This window comes from Streptomyces sp. NPDC026417, from assembly GCF_055567695.1.
The window spans coordinates 1-16,244 of record NZ_JBVHPY010000043.1 but is presented as its reverse complement, the minus strand read 5'-3'; the positions used below and the strand labels follow the sequence as shown (position 1 = coordinate 16,244).

The 16,244-nt window shown below is 72.9% G+C and carries 15 protein-coding genes and 1 pseudogene; 13 read left to right on the top strand and 3 right to left on the bottom strand.

Going from position 1 to position 16,244, the window contains the following annotated elements; genetic code table 11:
* Positions 1 to 88 precede the first annotated feature (88 nt).
* The 7 genes from ACZ4NT_RS36640 (at position 89) to ACZ4NT_RS36610 (ending at position 7,649) form a co-directional block, all read left to right on the top strand.
* Positions 89 to 2,119 (top strand): FAD/NAD(P)-binding protein, encoded by a 2,031-nt coding sequence (locus tag ACZ4NT_RS36640; RefSeq protein WP_467729641.1) that lies wholly within the window; start codon positions 89 to 91, stop codon positions 2,117 to 2,119.
* Positions 2,116 to 3,624: a nitrosuccinate lyase gene (locus ACZ4NT_RS36635; RefSeq protein WP_467729639.1), complete on the top strand. Its 1,509-nt coding sequence runs from the start codon at positions 2,116 to 2,118 to the stop codon at positions 3,622 to 3,624. Before ACZ4NT_RS36640 ends, ACZ4NT_RS36635 begins: the two co-directional genes overlap by 4 nt.
* Positions 3,611 to 5,164, top strand: coding sequence for an FAD-dependent monooxygenase (locus ACZ4NT_RS36630; protein ID WP_467729637.1), 1,554 nt, complete (start codon positions 3,611 to 3,613; stop codon positions 5,162 to 5,164). The genes ACZ4NT_RS36635 and ACZ4NT_RS36630 overlap by 14 nt, the downstream gene beginning before the upstream one ends.
* A gap of 14 nt (positions 5,165 to 5,178) precedes the next feature.
* Positions 5,179 to 5,907 (top strand): SDR family oxidoreductase, encoded by a 729-nt coding sequence (locus ACZ4NT_RS36625; protein WP_121407628.1) that lies wholly within the window; start codon positions 5,179 to 5,181, stop codon positions 5,905 to 5,907.
* A 117-nt stretch (positions 5,908 to 6,024) separates the two neighbouring features.
* Positions 6,025 to 6,519 (top strand): DinB family protein, encoded by a 495-nt coding sequence (locus ACZ4NT_RS36620; RefSeq protein ID WP_121407627.1) that lies wholly within the window; start codon positions 6,025 to 6,027, stop codon positions 6,517 to 6,519.
* A gap of 40 nt (positions 6,520 to 6,559) precedes the next feature.
* On the top strand, positions 6,560 to 7,144 hold the full coding sequence (locus ACZ4NT_RS36615; RefSeq protein ID WP_121407626.1) for a hypothetical protein: 585 nt from the start codon (positions 6,560 to 6,562) through the stop codon (positions 7,142 to 7,144).
* 160 nt (positions 7,145 to 7,304) lie between these two features.
* On the top strand, positions 7,305 to 7,649 hold the full coding sequence (locus tag ACZ4NT_RS36610; protein ID WP_467729634.1) for a hypothetical protein: 345 nt from the start codon (positions 7,305 to 7,307) through the stop codon (positions 7,647 to 7,649).
* Positions 7,650 to 7,802: 153 nt separating this feature from the next.
* Here the strand turns inward: ACZ4NT_RS36610 and ACZ4NT_RS36605 are convergent, their stop codons facing one another.
* The gene (locus ACZ4NT_RS36605; RefSeq protein ID WP_121407625.1) at positions 7,803 to 8,579 is read right to left on the bottom strand and encodes an alpha/beta fold hydrolase; all 777 of its coding nucleotides are present in this window, start codon (positions 8,577 to 8,579) and stop codon (positions 7,803 to 7,805) included.
* A gap of 422 nt (positions 8,580 to 9,001) precedes the next feature.
* Here ACZ4NT_RS36605 and ACZ4NT_RS36600 point away from each other — a divergent pair, with 422 nt between their 5' ends.
* From ACZ4NT_RS36600 to ACZ4NT_RS36575, 6 genes and pseudogenes are all read left to right on the top strand, one after another.
* The gene (locus ACZ4NT_RS36600) at positions 9,002 to 9,409 is read left to right on the top strand and encodes a cupin domain-containing protein (protein WP_467729632.1); all 408 of its coding nucleotides are present in this window, start codon (positions 9,002 to 9,004) and stop codon (positions 9,407 to 9,409) included.
* Between the two features lie 201 nt (positions 9,410 to 9,610).
* Positions 9,611 to 10,660 (top strand): ATP-binding cassette domain-containing protein, encoded by a 1,050-nt coding sequence (locus ACZ4NT_RS36595; protein WP_121407624.1) that lies wholly within the window; start codon positions 9,611 to 9,613, stop codon positions 10,658 to 10,660.
* Positions 10,657 to 11,460 (top strand): ABC transporter permease, encoded by an 804-nt coding sequence (locus tag ACZ4NT_RS36590; RefSeq protein ID WP_121407623.1) that lies wholly within the window; start codon positions 10,657 to 10,659, stop codon positions 11,458 to 11,460. Before ACZ4NT_RS36595 ends, ACZ4NT_RS36590 begins: the two co-directional genes overlap by 4 nt.
* Before the next feature lie 310 nt (positions 11,461 to 11,770).
* The gene (locus ACZ4NT_RS36585) at positions 11,771 to 13,261 is read left to right on the top strand and encodes an FAD-dependent monooxygenase (RefSeq protein WP_121407622.1); all 1,491 of its coding nucleotides are present in this window, start codon (positions 11,771 to 11,773) and stop codon (positions 13,259 to 13,261) included.
* Between the two features lie 132 nt (positions 13,262 to 13,393).
* Positions 13,394 to 14,158, top strand: a complete 765-nt coding sequence (locus ACZ4NT_RS36580) for an SDR family oxidoreductase (protein WP_121407621.1) — start codon at positions 13,394 to 13,396, stop codon at positions 14,156 to 14,158.
* Positions 14,159 to 14,378: 220 nt separating this feature from the next.
* Positions 14,379 to 14,665 (top strand): annotated as a pseudogene (locus tag ACZ4NT_RS36575) (IS5/IS1182 family transposase); the annotation flags it as partial.
* Between the two features lie 15 nt (positions 14,666 to 14,680).
* Here ACZ4NT_RS36575 and ACZ4NT_RS36570 read toward each other — a convergent pair.
* Both ACZ4NT_RS36570 and ACZ4NT_RS36565 read right to left on the bottom strand, forming a co-directional pair.
* The gene (locus ACZ4NT_RS36570; RefSeq protein ID WP_121407619.1) at positions 14,681 to 15,076 is read right to left on the bottom strand and encodes a hypothetical protein; all 396 of its coding nucleotides are present in this window, start codon (positions 15,074 to 15,076) and stop codon (positions 14,681 to 14,683) included.
* A 291-nt stretch (positions 15,077 to 15,367) separates the two neighbouring features.
* A complete protein-coding gene (locus ACZ4NT_RS36565) occupies positions 15,368 to 15,862 on the bottom strand; it encodes a GNAT family N-acetyltransferase (protein ID WP_467729628.1) in 495 nt (164 codons plus the stop codon).
* Positions 15,863 to 16,244 lie beyond the last annotated feature (382 nt).

Genomic DNA, 16,244 nt, shown 5'->3' with positions numbered 1-16,244 from the left:
ACCGGGAACCCACCACGACCTTCGGGGACGAGAGCGCAGGCACCGCCGCCGGCCCGGCCCGTCCCCGACTGCTGAGCGGAGTGTCCTTGTGAGCAGCGGACGTATGGAAGTGTGCCTCGTCGGCGCCGGCCCGCGCGGGCTGTCCGTACTGGAGCGGCTGTGCGCGCAGGAGCGGAAGTCCCCCCGCTGGGACCACCTCACCGTGCACGTCGTCGAACCCGATCCCCCCGGCTCGGGCCGGGTGTGGCGCCCCACGCAGTCGCGGCACCTGCTGATGAACACCGTCGCCTCCCAGGTGACCGTCTACACCGACGACAGCGTCAGCATCGAGGGACCGCTGGAGGAGGGACCGAGCCTGTACCAGTGGGCCAAGGCGCTCGGCCCCAGCGCACTCACCCCCGGCTCGGGGCTGGCCCACGACGACGAGACCCTCGCCGAGGCCCGCGACCTGGGCCCCGACACCTACCCCACCCGCGCCCTGTACGGCCAGTACCTGACCTGGGTGTTCCAGCAGGTCACCGCGAACGCGGCCGCCCACATGACGGTACGGGTGCACCCGGTGCGGGCCGTCGCCCTGGACGAGGACACCACCACCGCGGGCGCGCAGAGCGTACTGCTGGAGGACGGCACCCGGCTGCGCGGGCTGTCCGCAGTGGTGCTGGCACAGGGCCACGTGGCGGCCCGGCCCACCCCCGCGGAGCGGAACCTGGCCGACTTCGCCGCCCGCCACCACCTCACCTACCTGCCCCCCGCCAACCCCGCCGACGTCGACCTGAGCTCCATCGCGCCGGGCACCCCCGTCCTGCTGCGCGGCCTGGGCCTGAACTTCTTCGACTACATGGCGCTGTTCACCCACGCCCGCGGCGGCGTCTTCGAACGCGTCGCGGGCCGGCTGCACTACCGGCCCTGCGGCCGCGAGCCGCTGCTGTACGCCGGCTCCCGGCGCGGCGTGCCCTACCAGGCACGCGGCGAGAACGAAAAGGGCGCCCACGGCCGCTACCTGCCCCGCCTGCTGACCGCCCCCCACATCGCCGCCCTGCGCGCCGGCGCCGGGCCGGCGGGGCAGCGGCGGCCGATCCGGTTCACCACCGACCTGTGGCCGCTGATCGCCAAGGAGGTGCAGAGCGTCTACTACGCGACCCTGCTCGCCACCCGTCAACCACCCACCGCCGTCGCCGACTTCACCGCCCGCTACCTGCGCACCGACCCCGGCCCCGCCGAACGGCGCCTCCTGCAGGAAGCGGGCATCGACCCCGGCGAGCACTGGGACTGGGAGCGCATCGCCCGCCCCTTCGCCGGCCGCGTCTTCGCCACCCCGGCCGCCTTCACCCGCTGGCTGCGCGGCTACCTCGACGACGACGTGCGCCGCGCCCGCGAAGGCAACGTCAGCGGCCCCGTCAAGGCCGCCCTGGACGTGCTGCGCGACCTGCGCAACGAGGTGCGCCTGGCCGTGGACCACGGCGGCCTGGACGCCGCCTCGCACCGCGACGAGCTCGAGCGGTGGTACACCCCCCTCAACGCGTTCTTGTCCATCGGCCCGCCCGCGCTGCGCATCGAGGAGATGGCCGCGCTCATCGACGCCGGCGTCCTGCACGTGCTCGGCCCCGGCCTGCAGGTGCACACCCACGCCCCCGCCGGCCCCGCAGGCGCCTGCTTCACCGCCGTCTCGCAGATCCCCGGCAGCCAGGTGCGGGCAGCGGTGCTGATCGAGGCACGGCTGCCCGACATCGACGTACGCCGCACCGCGGACCCCCTCATGAGCCGCCTGCTGGCCACCGGCCAGGCCCGCCCCTACCGCATCGAAGGCACCCTGGACGCCCCCCACCACGAAACCGGCGGCCTGGCCGTCTCCCCGCGCCCCTACCACCTGCTCGACGCCCAGGGCAGCCCCCACCCGCGGCGCTTCGCCTACGGGGTGCCCACCGAGTCCGTGCACTGGGTCACCGCCGCCGGCATCCGCCCCGGCGTCGGCTCGGTCACCCTGGAGGACTCCGACGCCATCGCCGCCACCGTGCTGGCCCTGCCCGAACTGCCGCCCCCCGCACCCCCCACCGCCCTGGACCCCCTCCACACCGGCGCCGCCACCGGCGCGGGGGCCGGCACGGGGGCCGGCGCATGAGCACCACACCCCCCGGCCCCGCACCGGCCGCCCACCTCGACGCCGGTCTGCTCTCCCCGGTGCGGGCGGGCACCCCCGTGGAGGCCGCCGTCGGCGACACCGCCTGGCTGCAGGCGATGCTCGACGCCGAAGCGGCCCTGGTCCGCGCCCAGGCCCGCTGCGGCACCGTGCCCGCCACGGCCGCACAGGCGATCACCGACGCGGCCCGCGCCGAACACCTCGACCTACGGCACCTGGCGCTGGCCGCCCGGGAGACCGCCAACCCGGTGGTGGGCCTGGTGTCGGCCTTCACCGCGGTGGTCGCGGCCCGCTCACCCCAGGCCGCCGAGTACGTGCACCGCGGCTCCACCAGCCAGGACGTCTTCGACACCGCCGCCATGCTCGTCGCCGCCCGCGCCCTGCGCCTGACCCTCACCGACCTGCACACCCTCGCCGCCACCCTCGCCGAACTGGCCGCCACCCACCGCGACACGGTGATGGCCGGCCGCACCCTGGCCCTGCACGCCGTCCCCACCACCTTCGGCCTGAAGGCGGCCGGCTGGCGCCAGCTGGTCCTGCACTCCGCCGACCGCCTGCAGCACGTCGCAGACACCCTCCCCGTCTCCCTGGGCGGCGCGGCCGGCACCCTGGCCGGCTACCTCCAGTACGCCCAACAGGACACCACCACACCCGCGGACGGCCACAACGGCGGGCAGCAGCAGCGGGCGGCAGCCGTCGTCGAGGACCTGTCCGCGGCCTTCGCCGACGAGACGGGCCTGGCCCGCCCCCAACTGCCCTGGCACGCACTGCGCACCCCCCTCGCCGACCTGGGCGCCGCCCTGGCCCACACCACCGGCGCCCTGGGCAAGATCGCCGCCGATGTGCTGGTGCTGACCCGCACCGAGACGGGCGAGGTCAGCGAGCAGGCGGCGGACGGCCGCGGCGCATCCTCGGCGATGCCCCACAAACGCAACCCCGTCCTGGCCACCCTGATCCGCTCGGCCGCCCTGCAGGTGCCCGCCCTGGCCCAGATCCTCACCCAGTGCCTGAACACCGAGGACGAACGCGCCGCCGGGGTGTGGCACGCCGAATGGCAACCGCTGCGCGAGTGCCTGCGCCTGACCGGCGGCGCCGCCCACACCGCCGTCGAACTGATCGCCACCCTCACCGTCCACCCCGGCCGGATGCGCACCAACCTGGCGGCCACCGGCGGGCAGATCACCTCCGAACGCCTCGCCGCCCACCTCGCACCCCGCCTGGGCAAACAGCCCGCCCGGCAGCTCCTCGGCGAGGCCTCCACCCAGGCCGCCCGCACCGGCCGGCCGCTCGCCGACGTCCTGGCCGAACACCCCGACCTCACCGCCCACCTCACCCACCAGGAGCTGACCGACCTGCTCGACCCCGCCCACTACACCGGCGCGGCCGGCGTCCTCGTCGACCGGGCCCTGGCCGGCCGGCCACGACCGCCCGCACCCGCCACACCGTCCGCCCACCACACGCCAGGGGGCACCCATGGCCAGCACTGAACAGACCACCGGCCCGCACACCACCGAGACGGCCGACACCGACGCCACCGACGTCGTCATCGTCGGCGCCGGCCCCGTCGGACTGATGCTCGCCGGCGAACTGCGCCTGGCCGGCGTGCGCTGCACCGTCCTGGAACGCTCCACCGAGCCCACCGACCAGACCCGCGCACTGGGCTTCACCGCCCGCACCATCGAAACCTTCGACCAGCGCGGCCTGCTGCCACGCTTCGGCGGCTTCGACACCATCGACTTCGGCCACTTCGGCGGCGTGCCGCTGGACTACCGCGAGGTCGAGGGCGGCTCCTACGGCGCCAAGGGCGTCCCCCAGTCGCTGACCGTCTCCGTGCTGGACGCCTGGGCCCTCGAACTGGGCGCCGACATCCGCCGCGGCGTCGACGTCACCGGCTTCACCGCCGGCCCCGACCACGTCCAGGTCCACGCCCGCACCCCCCACGGGACCGCCCGGCTGCGCGCCGCCTACCTGGTGGGCTGCGACGGCGGACGCAGCACCGTCCGCAAGCAGGCCGGCATCGGCTTCCCCGGCCACGACGCCCGCATCGAGATGGACTTCGCCGAAGTCGTCGGCTGCACCGTCAAGCCCCGCCCCAACGGCGAACGGGTGCCCGGCGGCCTGGTCCTCGCCTTCCAGCAGGGCCCCGACACCTTCCGGGTGACCTACTACGAACGCGGCGCGACCCCCCGCCCCGGCGAGGCACCGCCCTCCTTCGACGAGGTCGCCGCCACCTGGAAGCGCCTCACCGGCGAGGACATCAGCGGCGGACGGCCCCGCTGGGTCGGCAAGTTCACCGACGCCTCCCGCCAGGCCACCCACTACCGCACCGGCCGCGTCCTGCTGGCCGGCGACGCCGCCCACATCCACCTGCCCATCGGCGGCCAGGGCATGAGCGCCGGCGTGCAGGACGCCGTCAACCTCGGCTGGAAACTCGCCGCCGCCGTCCACGGCACCGCCCCCGAAAACCTCCTGGACACCTACCACAGCGAACGCCACCCCGTCGGCGCCCGCGTCCTGGTCAACACCCTCACCCAGCGCGCCCTGTACATCAGCGGCGAGGAAATGCAGCCCCTGCGCGAGCTGTTCACCGAACTGTCCGACCACCCCGAGGTGCGCACCCACCTCATCAACATGGTCACCGGCCTGGACATCCGCTACGACGTCGGACCGGACACCCACCCGCTGCTGGGCCGGCGCCTGCCCGACCTCGAACTCCTCCACGACAGCGGCCCCCGGGACAAGACCACCACCTTCGCCCTGCTGCACACCGCCCGCGGCATCCTGCTCGACCTGCGCGGCGACGCCGCCCTGCACGCCGCGGCGGCCGGCTGGGCCGACCGCGTCGACACCGTCACCGCCCGCCCCCACCCGCCCACCGGCCCCGGACCACTCGCCGGCCTGGACGCGGTCCTGGTACGCCCCGACGGATACGTCGCCTGGCTCGCCCCCCGCGCCGCCGGACAGACAGGCCTCACCGACGCCCTCACCCGCTGGTTCGGCGCCCCCACCACCACCCCCACCACCTGAAGGAGCCCGCAGTCATGCCCGGCGAGACGATCGCCCTGATCACCGGCGCCAACAAGGGCCTGGGACGGGAAACCGCACGGCAGCTGGGCGAGCGGGGCATCACCGTCCTGCTCGGCGCCCGCGACGAGACCCGCGGCCGGCAGGCCGCCGAAGAACTGGCCGCCGACGGCATCCGGGCCGCCTTCGTGCACCTGGACGTCACCGACCCCGACCAGCCCGCCCGCGCCGCCGCCCACATCCGCCACCGCCACGGCCACCTGGACATCCTGATCAACAACGCCGGCATCAACGGCCACTTCCACGGCACCCCCAGCCAGGCCCGCCCCCACGACCTGCGCGAGGTCTACGACACCAACGTCTTCGGCGTGGTCGCCGTCACCCACGCGATGCTGCCGCTGCTGCGCCGCTCACCGGCCGGCCGCATCGTCAACCTCTCCAGCGACATGGGCTCCCTGACCCTGCTGGCCGACCCCACCACCCGCGCTGCGGCCCTGAACTCCCTGGCCTACCAGTCCTCCAAGACCGCCCTGAACGCCCTCACCCTGGCCTACGCCCACGAACTGCGCGACACCCCCATCAAGGTCAACTCCGCCAACCCCGGCTTCACGGCCACCGACATCAACGGCCACCGCGGCCACCGCACCGTCCACCAGGGCGCCGCCGTCGTCGTCCACCTGGCCACCCTCGGCCCCGACGGCCCCACCGGCACCTCCCAGGACGAAAACGGCCCCGTCCCCTGGTGAGAGCCGGCAGCCGCCGTCCGGCACCACGAGCCCACCGGGCCGCCCGTCATACGACCGCTCACCGCAGACGACCAGGGACGCCTTGACGCGCTCCTCTACGGTTTCGCCATGACGCCCATGGAGCCCCGCCCCGACCTTCGGCCCCCGAGCCTGAACGCCGACGAGAAGACGACCCTGCTGACCTTCCTGGACTACCTGCGCGAGTCCGTCCTGGCGAAGGCGGCCGGCGTCCCGGAGCCGGCGCTCCGCACGCCCGGCGTCCCCTCCGGGACCAGCCTGCTCCACCTGCTCAAGCACCTGGCGGCCGTAGAACGCAACTGGTTCCTCTGGGCCTACGCCGGCGCCGACCGCGAACCCTGGGACGACGACAGTGCGGTGTCCGCCGACGACACCGCCTCGGACCTGGCGGACGCCTACCGCGAGGCGATCGCCCGCGCCAACCAGGTCGCCCTCGCCTGCACCGACCTGGACCGCCCCGGCGCCCGCTCGCTGCGCGAGACCCCACCGCCGTCGATGCGCTGGGTACTGGTCCACATGATCGAGGAGACCGCCCGGCACGCCGGCCACGCGGACATCCTGCGCGAGCAGATCGACGGTTCGACCGGACGGTGACCCGCGTGCGCCACCGGGACTCCCTCTAGCATCGTCGGTCATGGCTACCGTGATCGCGACCGTCGCCCTGGCGTTCCTCGGCTACCTGGCGACCTATCTCAACGGGCTGCGTCTGGCCCAGAGGCAGGCCCGCCTCACGCGCGTCAACCAGCAGCTGAGTGACTTCTACGGGCCGCTGTTCGCGCTCATGGAAGCCAACAGCCGCACCTACGACACCTGGTCGGCGAAGTACGCCCGCCCCGACGGCCGCGACCCCTTTCGCCACGACACCCCGCCCACCGAGCAGGAACTCGCGGAGTGGCGCACCTGGGCCTCCACCGTCTTCATCCCCAACATCCAGGCCATGCGCGACATCGTCGTCACCCAGGCCGACCTCCTCATCGAGGAGGAGATGCCCGAAGCCCTCCTCCAGCTGTGCGCCCACGTCTCGGGCTACGAGATCACCGCTGCGCGCTGGGCCCAGGGCAACCATGACGAGCACCTGTCGCTCATATCCTTCCCCGGCCGGGCACTCAGGGAGTACATCCGCGACAGGTTCACCCGGCTCAAGAGGGAGCAGGCCCGACTGCTCGGACACCGCCGGGCCACCGGCGCGAACCCACGGTCCAGCCCCAGCGGCCGATGAGGCGGAGCCTGTCTCGGCCGACAACATGTGCCGCCAACTGCAGGAGCCACGGCCGCCACTACATGGTGACGGCGTACCAGGTGGACCCCACTGCTGCCGCTGCCGCATCTCTGCCGGCGCCCCTAGAGTGGAAGCCGGGGACAAAGGAGGGGGCACCAGGATGCCTGGGGTGAAGACGCCGGCGGAGCAAGCTCTGGGGGGCTCGTACACCACGGCTGACGGAGCCGGGTTCGACGTCACCCGACTGTCCGTCGAGCGCCACCCGGACCGCACGGTGACGTTCGTGTTCGCTCTCACGGTGAAACGGACGGGGCACCCCGACGAACGCTGGGTGGTAGCTCTTCCGTGGGACGACAAGTCCTTTGTGGACGTCCTTACCTCCTCCGCCCCCGATCGGGACCGGTTGCAGCAGTTGGCCGACCTCGTCCACGCCCTGCTGGAGGAGTGGTGGGCCACCAAGGCCCGCAACAGGCAGTCGGCCAAGATGGGGCAGCGGATCTCCTGAAGAGCCTGGTCGGTGGGGGAACTCGCAGTCCGGCGCCGGTGGTTGGCCGGCGTCCCGGACCTGAGCGGCCCGCCCGACGCGCCCTGACCACAAGCGGAAGGCATGGGCCGGTAACCGGCCCATGCCTGAAAAAAGGGGGGAGGGGAGGGGGGTTCAGCCGGTGACGAAGTCCACCAGGGCCGGGCCCAGGACCTCCGGCGGGACCTTGTGCCACACCCCCGGCAGCGCCACATGGCGGGCGTTGGGCAGCGCGGCCGCGGTGGCCTCGGCGGCCGCCAGCAGCCAGCCGCCGGTGCTGTCGCTGCTGATGACCAGCGTCTCCACCGTCGCCCCGGCGAGGCGCTCCACCGGCAGCCGGCCGTCCCCGCACAGCGCGGTGTCGTAGGGCAGGGTGTGCGCCATCGCCTCGTTCGCCGCCCACATCGGCCCGCTCTTCCAGTGGTCGATCTCCTCGCGGGAGAAGCCCACCAGCTCGGACAGGAAGTACTCCGAGGCCTCCCCGCGCAGATCCTTGGCCAGCAGCGCGTCGAGGGTGTCGGCGAAGTCGTCCGGCGGCCGCTGGAAACCCTCCATCCGGTACGGCGGCTCCAGCAGCGCCAGCCTGGACACCGGCGCCCCGGCCAGCACCGTCTCCAGAGCGAGGATCCCGCCGGTGGACCCGCCGAACACCGCCGCCTCACCCCCGGTCTCGGCGATCACCGCCTGCAGGTCCTCGACCTCCCGCATCACCGAGTAGGCGGGGGAGTCACCGCTGTCGCCGCGCCCGCGCCGGTCGTAGACGTAGGTGGTGAGGTGCGGCGTCAGGTGGGGGACCAGCGAGTCGAAGACGGTGTGGTCACGAAACCCCCCGCCCAGCAGCACGATCGGCGGCCCCTGGCCGGCCTTCTCGTAGGCGATCGTCGTACCGTCCCGCGAAACGACCTTGCGCATCGCAACTCTCCCATCGACAAAGGTGTGACGTGATGCCGCGGCGCCGGCCGGGCCCGAGATCGGCGAAGAGCAAAGCCCTGTACGGCAATTCACCCCGCGGGCGCATGCCCGGCCGAAAAAGCTAGCCGCGCTGCGCGACCGGCGTCAAACACCCGCATTGGACACCGCTGAATCCCCTGCGCACAGGCCCCCGGGAAAGCACCGGACGCGCTGTCCGACCGCGGATATTCCGCAGTTGAACACGGGCCCGTTCCGGTTGAACACCCCTGCCCGGCATCCTTCTTGGCCATGCCCCGGGCGGTGGTGTTCAACCGCGGAATCTGATCCGTTGTCCGCGCGGGGCCGCCGATTTTATCCTCACCGGACGCAAGCCTTTTTGCCGGGCATTGTTGTTTTTGTTGCGGACGTCAAGAGAGGACACCGTGCCTGTTATCCAGAGCGCCAGTGCGCCCGTGTTCACCTACTCGATGCCGGGGGTCGAGGAACTGCCCGACATGCCGCATCTGACCGTCCGCGGGCTCGCGGCGCCGAGCCGGGGCTCGACGCAGACCTGCATGTGGCGCCTGACCATCGCCCCGAACACGCCCCCGCGGTTCGGCACGGTGGACCACGAGGAGATCTTCCACGTGCTCTCCGGCGCCGCGGACGTCAAGCTCGGCGAGGACCTGCACCACCTCGGCGAGGGCGACACCCTGATCGTGCCGCCGGACACCACCTTCGGCATCAGCAACCCGCACGACGGGCCGGTGGAGTTCGTGGTGGTCCTCCCCGTCGGCGGCCAGGCCCACGTCCCGGGCGAGACGTCCTTCACCCCGCCCTGGGCCCAGTAACTCCCGCCCCGCATCCGGCCGTCCGTACCCGCCCCGCCGCCCAGCCGGCCGCGGGCCGGGCGGCCGCGGCGGCCACCTCCTTCTTCCAGGCCCTGCCCCCTTGGCCGGCCCCCGTCCTTCTGCCGCGGGGCGGTTCACGCCCCCCGGAGCCGGGACGCCACGGCGTTGCCCGCGTTCACCCGTATCAGAAAGGTGCATTCCATGCGCCAAACGTTTCCGGCCGAGGCGGCGACCGCGGCCGTGACCTCGAGCGCGCCGGCCCCCGCCGCCGCGCCGCCCGAGCACGACCGCGGCGCCGCCATCGTCGCCGAGGGCCTCGTCAAGCGCTTCGGCGAGGTGAAGGCCCTCGACGGCGTGGGCTTCACCGTCTCCCGCGGCCAGGTGGTCGGCCTGCTCGGCCCCAACGGCTCGGGCAAGACCACCACCTCCCGCATCCTGACCACCCTGCTCACCCCCGACGCCGGCCGGGTCCTCATCGACGGCATCGACGCGGTCAAGGAACCCCAGCGGGTACGGCCCCTGATCGGCATGGCCGGCCAGTACGCCGCCGTCGACCCCAACCTCACCGGCCGCGAGAACCTGATCATGGTGGGCCGTCTGGCCTCCCTGCCGCGCTTCACCGCCCGCCGGCGCGCGGTGGAACTCCTGGAGCAGTTCCGCCTCACCGAGATCGCCGACCGGCCCAGCCGCACCTACTCCGGCGGCCAGCGCCGCCGCTTCGACCTGGCCGCCGCCCTGGTCCACCGGCCCAGGATCCTCTTCTTCGACGAGCCGACCACTGGCCTGGACCCGCGCAGCCGCCGCGACCTGTGGGCGGTCCTGGAGCAGCTGGTCGCCGACGGCACCACCATCCTGCTCACCACCCAGTACCTGGAAGAGGCCGACCACCTCGCCGACCAGCTCGTCGTGCTGGACCGCGGCCGCATCATCGCCCAGGGCACCCCCGCCCAGCTCAAGGCCGACCTCGGCGCGTCCGTGGTCGTCGCCCGCTTCGCCGACGAGGCCACCGCCACCCGCGCGGCCGACCTGCTGGCGCCCGCCCACCGGGCCACCCGCCGCGGCGAGAGCGTGGAGATCCCCATCGGCGCCGACACCGGCGCCGCGATGAACGTCCTGGGCGCCCTGCAGAGCGGCGGCCTGGCCCCGCTCGGCTTCGTCCTGCGCGAACCCAGCCTCGACGACGTCTTCCTCGCCCTGACCGGCCGCTCCACCACCCAGGCCCCCGACCCGAAGGAGGCGGCACAGCGATGAGCGCCACCCTCGACACCCCCCGCGCCCGGGCGACGGCCCTGAGCAACGCCGCCACCATCACCTGGCGCAACCTGCTGGGCTACATCCGCGTCCCGCAGGCCATCTTCTTCGCCAGCCTGCAGCCCGTCATGTTCGTGCTGCTGTTCCGCTACGTCTTCGGCGGCGCCATCACCCACGCCCTGCCCGACGGCGTCACCTACGCCGACTACATGATGCCCGGCGCCTACACCATCGGCCTCGCCTTCGGCGCCACCGCCACCGCCGTCGGCCTGGCCGCCGACCTCAAGAGCGGCCTGCTGGAACGCTTCCGCGCCCTGCCCATGGCCCGCTCCGCGGTGCTCGCCGGACGCACCGGCGCCGACTTCTGCCGCAACGTGTTCGTGTTCGTGTGGATGACCGGCCTGGGCTACCTCGTGGGATTCCGCATCCACACCGGCCTGCTGCGCTACCTGGCCGCGGGCCTGCTGGTGCTGGCGTTCGCGTTCGCCATGTCCTGGGTGTTCTGCCTGGTCGGACTCCTCGCCTCGAGCCCGGAGACCGCCAACATCGTCGCCTTCCCGGTGCTGTTCCCCCTCGGCTTCGTCTCCTCCGCGCTGGTGCCCACCTCCACCATGCCCGGCCCGCTGGAGGCCTTCGCCGCCCACCAGCCCGTCAGCTACACCGCCGACGCGGTACGGGCCCTGCTGTTCGGCGGCCCGACCGCCACCAGCGTCATCGGCTCCCTCGCCTGGAGCGCCGGCATCCTCGCCGTGTTCGCGCCGCTGGCCGTGCGCCGCTACCGCCAGGCCACCCCCAGCTGACCCCGCCCGGCCCCGGCCGAACAAATCGAAAAATGCGGCACGGGCGAAAACCGAAGGGGAAATACCGGCGGGGCACAGAACCACGATCCGACGAGTCGGCACCGTCCACTCGGCGGCCACTCGCCGGGTGCTGGAAAGCCACTCGAGAAACGGTCAAGTGCCGGTTGTCGTCAGCCCTTTCAGGGCGGAAACTACTGCAGTGCGTCCCACGGCATTCGGATATCCGCATGCCGGGCTGTGGCGGCATCACATTCCGAGCGCCGGCACCCGATGCCGCGGGCGGCACTGTCTTCATACGGGAGAGCGGAAAGTGAAAACTCGCGCGATAGTCGTCGGCGCCGGACCGGTCGGACTGATGCTCGCCGGAGAGATCCGGCTCGGCGGCGCGGACGTCGTCGTCTACGACAAACTGCCCGCCCCCTCCGGGGAATCACGTGCACTCGGCTTCACCAAACGCGTCGCCGAAGTACTCGACCAGCGCGGACTGCTCACCCGCCTCGGCACCTTCCGCTGGGGCCGGAAAGGCCACTTCGGCGGCGTCGGAATCGACCTCGACCAGCTCGACGACGACCACCACGGCGTCCTCGGACTGCCTCAGTCCCGCACCGAGGAAGTCCTGGCCGGCTGGCTCGCCGAACTCGGCGTGCCCGTCCACCGCGGCTTCGAGGCGACCGGCTTCACCGAGAGCGCCGACGGCGTCGACGTCGTCTTCGACACCTCCGACGGCCCCCACCACGACCACGCCACCTACCTCATCGGCTGCGACGGCGGCCACAGCACCGTCCGCGCCCTGGCCGGCATCCCGGCACCGGGCTGGGAATCCACCCGCGGGATGTACATGGCCGACGTCACCGGCATCGACGTCCGCCCCCGGCCCACCGGCGAATACGTCAGCGGCGGCCACATGGTCCTGGCCGTCGGCCTGGGCGACGGCTACCACCGCATCCTCATGCACGACGGCAGCCTGCCGCCCCACCCCGACACCGCCACCCTGACCTACACCGACATCGCCGACACCTGGCAGCGCCTGACCGGTGAATCCATCCACCACGGCAGCGCCCGCTGGATGGCCGCCTTCCCCAACGGCGCAGCCCTGGCCGCCACCTACCGGCGCGGACGGGTCCTGCTGGCCGGCGACGCCGCCCACGACACGCCCCCGCTGGCCGGCTGGGGGATGAGCACCGGCATCCAGGACGCCGTCAACCTCGGCTGGAAACTGGCCGCCGTCCTCACCGGCGCCGCCCCCGACAGCCTCCTGGACACCTACCACAGCGAACGCCACCCGCTGGGCGAGCAGCTGATGCGCAACACGCACGCCGCGACCCTGCTCTACCTCAGCGGCGAGGAACTGGACCCGCTGCGCGCCGTCATCCGCGAACTGGTCACCGACCCCGCCGCCGCCGGCCACTTCGCCGGCCAGGTCAGCGGCCTGGGCGTGCGCTACGACATGGGAGCGGGCGAGCACCCCATGCTCGGCGCCCGCCTCTCACCCGACCGGGAACTCGACCGCGACGGCGACACACCCGTGCGCGTCGCCGACCTGCTCACCACGGGCCGCGGCCTGCTCATCACCCCCACCCCTCCCGACGCCGCAACCCGCGCCCTGGCCGAGGGCTGGGCGGGGCGCATCGACACCGTCACCGGCACCTGGACCCCCAAGGACACGCGCGCGGCCGGCCCCACCCCGCCGGAAGCGGTCCTGGTGCGCCCCGACGGCTACATCGCCTGGGCCGGCTCCGGCCCCCTGGCCGAGGCGCTTCAGCGCTGGTTCGGCCCGGCCCGCACCCCCGCGAGCGTGTGAACCCCGGCCGCCCGCCCGGGCGGCCGACATCCGATGTCCGAGCACCCGCAGGGACTCTCCCTGCACCCGCAGGAATCTTCCTGCACTGGACGCAGGACACCCCTGCACTCGAAACGAGGAGACACAGCAGCGATGACCTCACCCATCCTGGTCACCGGTGGCACGGGCAACCTGGGCAGCCACGTCGTGCCCCTGCTGCGGGCGGCCGGCCACGACGTCCGCATCCTGAGCCGGCACAGCCACCCGGCCAAGCCCGGCATCGAGTACGTCGCCGTCGACCTGCTCAAGGGCGAGGGCATCGAGCCCGCCCTCAAGGGCGTCGAGACGATCCTGCACCTGGCAGGCGGCCCCAAGGGCGACGACAAGGCCACCGAGAACCTGGTGCGCGCCGCCCAGCAGGCCGGCGGCATCAAGCACTTCGTGCACATCTCCGTGATCGGCACCGACACCATGCCGCTGGGCTGGTTCAAGGTCCAGCTCGGCGCCGAGCGCGCCGTCATCGACTCCGGGATCCCCTGGACCATCCTGCGCGCGGCCCAGTTCCACGACATCGTCTTCACGATGGCGGAGAAGATGGCCAAGATGCCCGTCATCCCCGTCCCCGGCGGCCTGCAGTTCCAGCCCGTCGACCTGCGCGAAGTCGCCGCCCGGCTGGTCGAGCTGACGCTGGGACAGCCCGCCGGCCTGGTCCGCGACCTGGCAGGCCCCAAGGTCTACCCGCTGGGCGACCTGCTGCGCAGCTACCTGCAGGCCCGCGGCAAGCGCCGCCCGCTGATGCCGATGCGGATGCCCGGAAAGGCCGGCAAGGCCTACCGCGCGGGCGAGAACCTCGCCCTGGACGGCAACGACGTCGGCCGGCGCACCTGGGAGGACTTCCTCGCCGAACGCGTCGCCTGACCCGCCCACCCCACGCCAGGACCCGCACACCCCCCGGGGGGGTGCGGGCCCGGGCGCGCGGCGAAGCCCACCGGCGGCGCCCACCCGGGAAGGCACCCCCGTGCGCAGCCACCTCACGCCGCGCACCCTCAGGGTCGAGCACCGAACCGGCCGGATGCTCCAGGACGTGTCCGGCCGATCATGTGACTACTTCGTGCCGAGCTCGCTGATGTGGGACGGCAAGGCCTACAGAAACGGCGCCGTCCGCGCATACCTGCGGCGACGCGGAATCCGGCACACGATCCCGGAGAAGACCGACAGCCAGGCCGCCCGCCTGCGCAAAAGGCTCACGCGGCGGACGGCCGGCCGGCTTCGACGAGGACCGCTTCAAGAAGCGCAACACTGTCGAACGAGCGATCAACCGCCTAGAAACAGCAGCGGGCCGTCGCCACCCGCTATGACGAGCGCGGCGACGTCCACCTCGGCACCGCGACCGCGGCAGCCCTCACCAGCCGGCTACGAACTTGATCGGCCGGACGAGTCCTAGCTGTCCAAGATGTGCCAGCGCCCGGGCGTGCGGGGCCGGAACCGCAGCGTGTTGCCCTCGGTGATGAGTGCACTTCCGTTCAGGTCCCGCTTCTGCCGGATCTCGTACCAGTCGCCCTTGTCGACGAAGGTGATCGGGTCGTACTTGCTGGAGTAGGGATGCACCCACCCGTCCTTGGAGTCGAGGTAGTAGCCCGTGTAGTCGCCCCGCGTGATCTGGAGGTAACCGCCCCAGTTCCCATCTTCCTCCCAGCCGTCGACGAGCTTCACCCGGAGCCGGGACCCGTCGTCGGCATCTCCGACGATCAGTGAGCTTCCTGAGTGCCGCACCATGTTCTTGGGGCTGAGGTTCACGTGACCGAGCATGAACTCCCCCGTGCGCATGCGTCCCATGACCATTCTCCTCTTCGCGATGATCAAGCCGTCTGCTGCCTGCCCGGCGGAACGACGAGCATGCTGTTTCGCCCCCGCGAGCACCCTTTCGAGGGAGCCGGTTCCGGTCACGCCGTCGCCGCTCGACAGAGCGGCCAGGAGGCGGCATGGGGCCCCACGTCCGTCAGGACGCCGGCCGGGGCACGCGTCGTACATGGCCCGATACGCCTCGAACGCGGCATCGTCGGTACAGGCGCCGTCAGCGCCGCAACCCTCGGCACAAGGCTCCGCGCATGATCGCCCGGACAGTCCCTAGGTGTCCGGTGCGATGAGGCGGCGCCGGTAGTGCGTGCCGGGACGGTCCCCGATGGTGATGTCCCCGGTGGCGGTGAACTTGTTGCGGGCCAGCACCGCCCGGGAGGCGGGGTTGTCCCAGGTGGCGCGCGCGGTCAGCGACGTCAGCCCGTAGTCCGCCGCCGCCAGCCGGCACACCTCGGCGACCGCGGCCGTGGCCACCCCCCGGCCCGCCGCGCTCTGCCCGATGCGGTAGCCCAGTTCGGCGCCGGCGCCGGCGACGTCCACGAGGTTGACCCGGCCCAGCAGGCCGCCCCGCTCGTCCACCACCAGGTGGAAGTGGCAGACGCCGGCGTCCTGCTCGTCGAGCAGCGCGCGCAGACGCGCGGCGAACTCGGTGAAGTAGCCGTCCCCGCGGTCGGGCACGCTCCGGGCGAAGTAGGCGCGGTTGTCCCGCTCGAACGCCAGCAGCGCCGGCGCATGGTCGGCCCGCAGCCGCTCCAGCCTCATCATGGGCGCCAGCGTAGGGACGGCCCGCGGGGGAGAACAGCCCATTTTCCGGAGGGGGCCCGGCCCCGTGCGGCCCCGGGACCCGATCCGCCCGCCCGGCCCCCGTCGCGCGGGCCTGGCCCGGGACCGGCACCCGGTGGAGGTGCCGGGGTTCCCATGCCGGCGCGGATGTCGGCCCCGGACCAGAACAGCCGCGTACCCGCATCAGGGGCGCCGATACGGTCATTGTGTGCAAAAGGCGTGAGAGTGACCGGGATGTATGCGGCAGGACGAGCGGGACGCAAGGGCACCGCAGGGGCAGCACATACGGGTGGGGGGGGGGGGGGGAAGCGGGGCGTGCCCCCCCCCCCGCTTCCTGGCCGCGTCCCCTCCCACCACCTGCAAC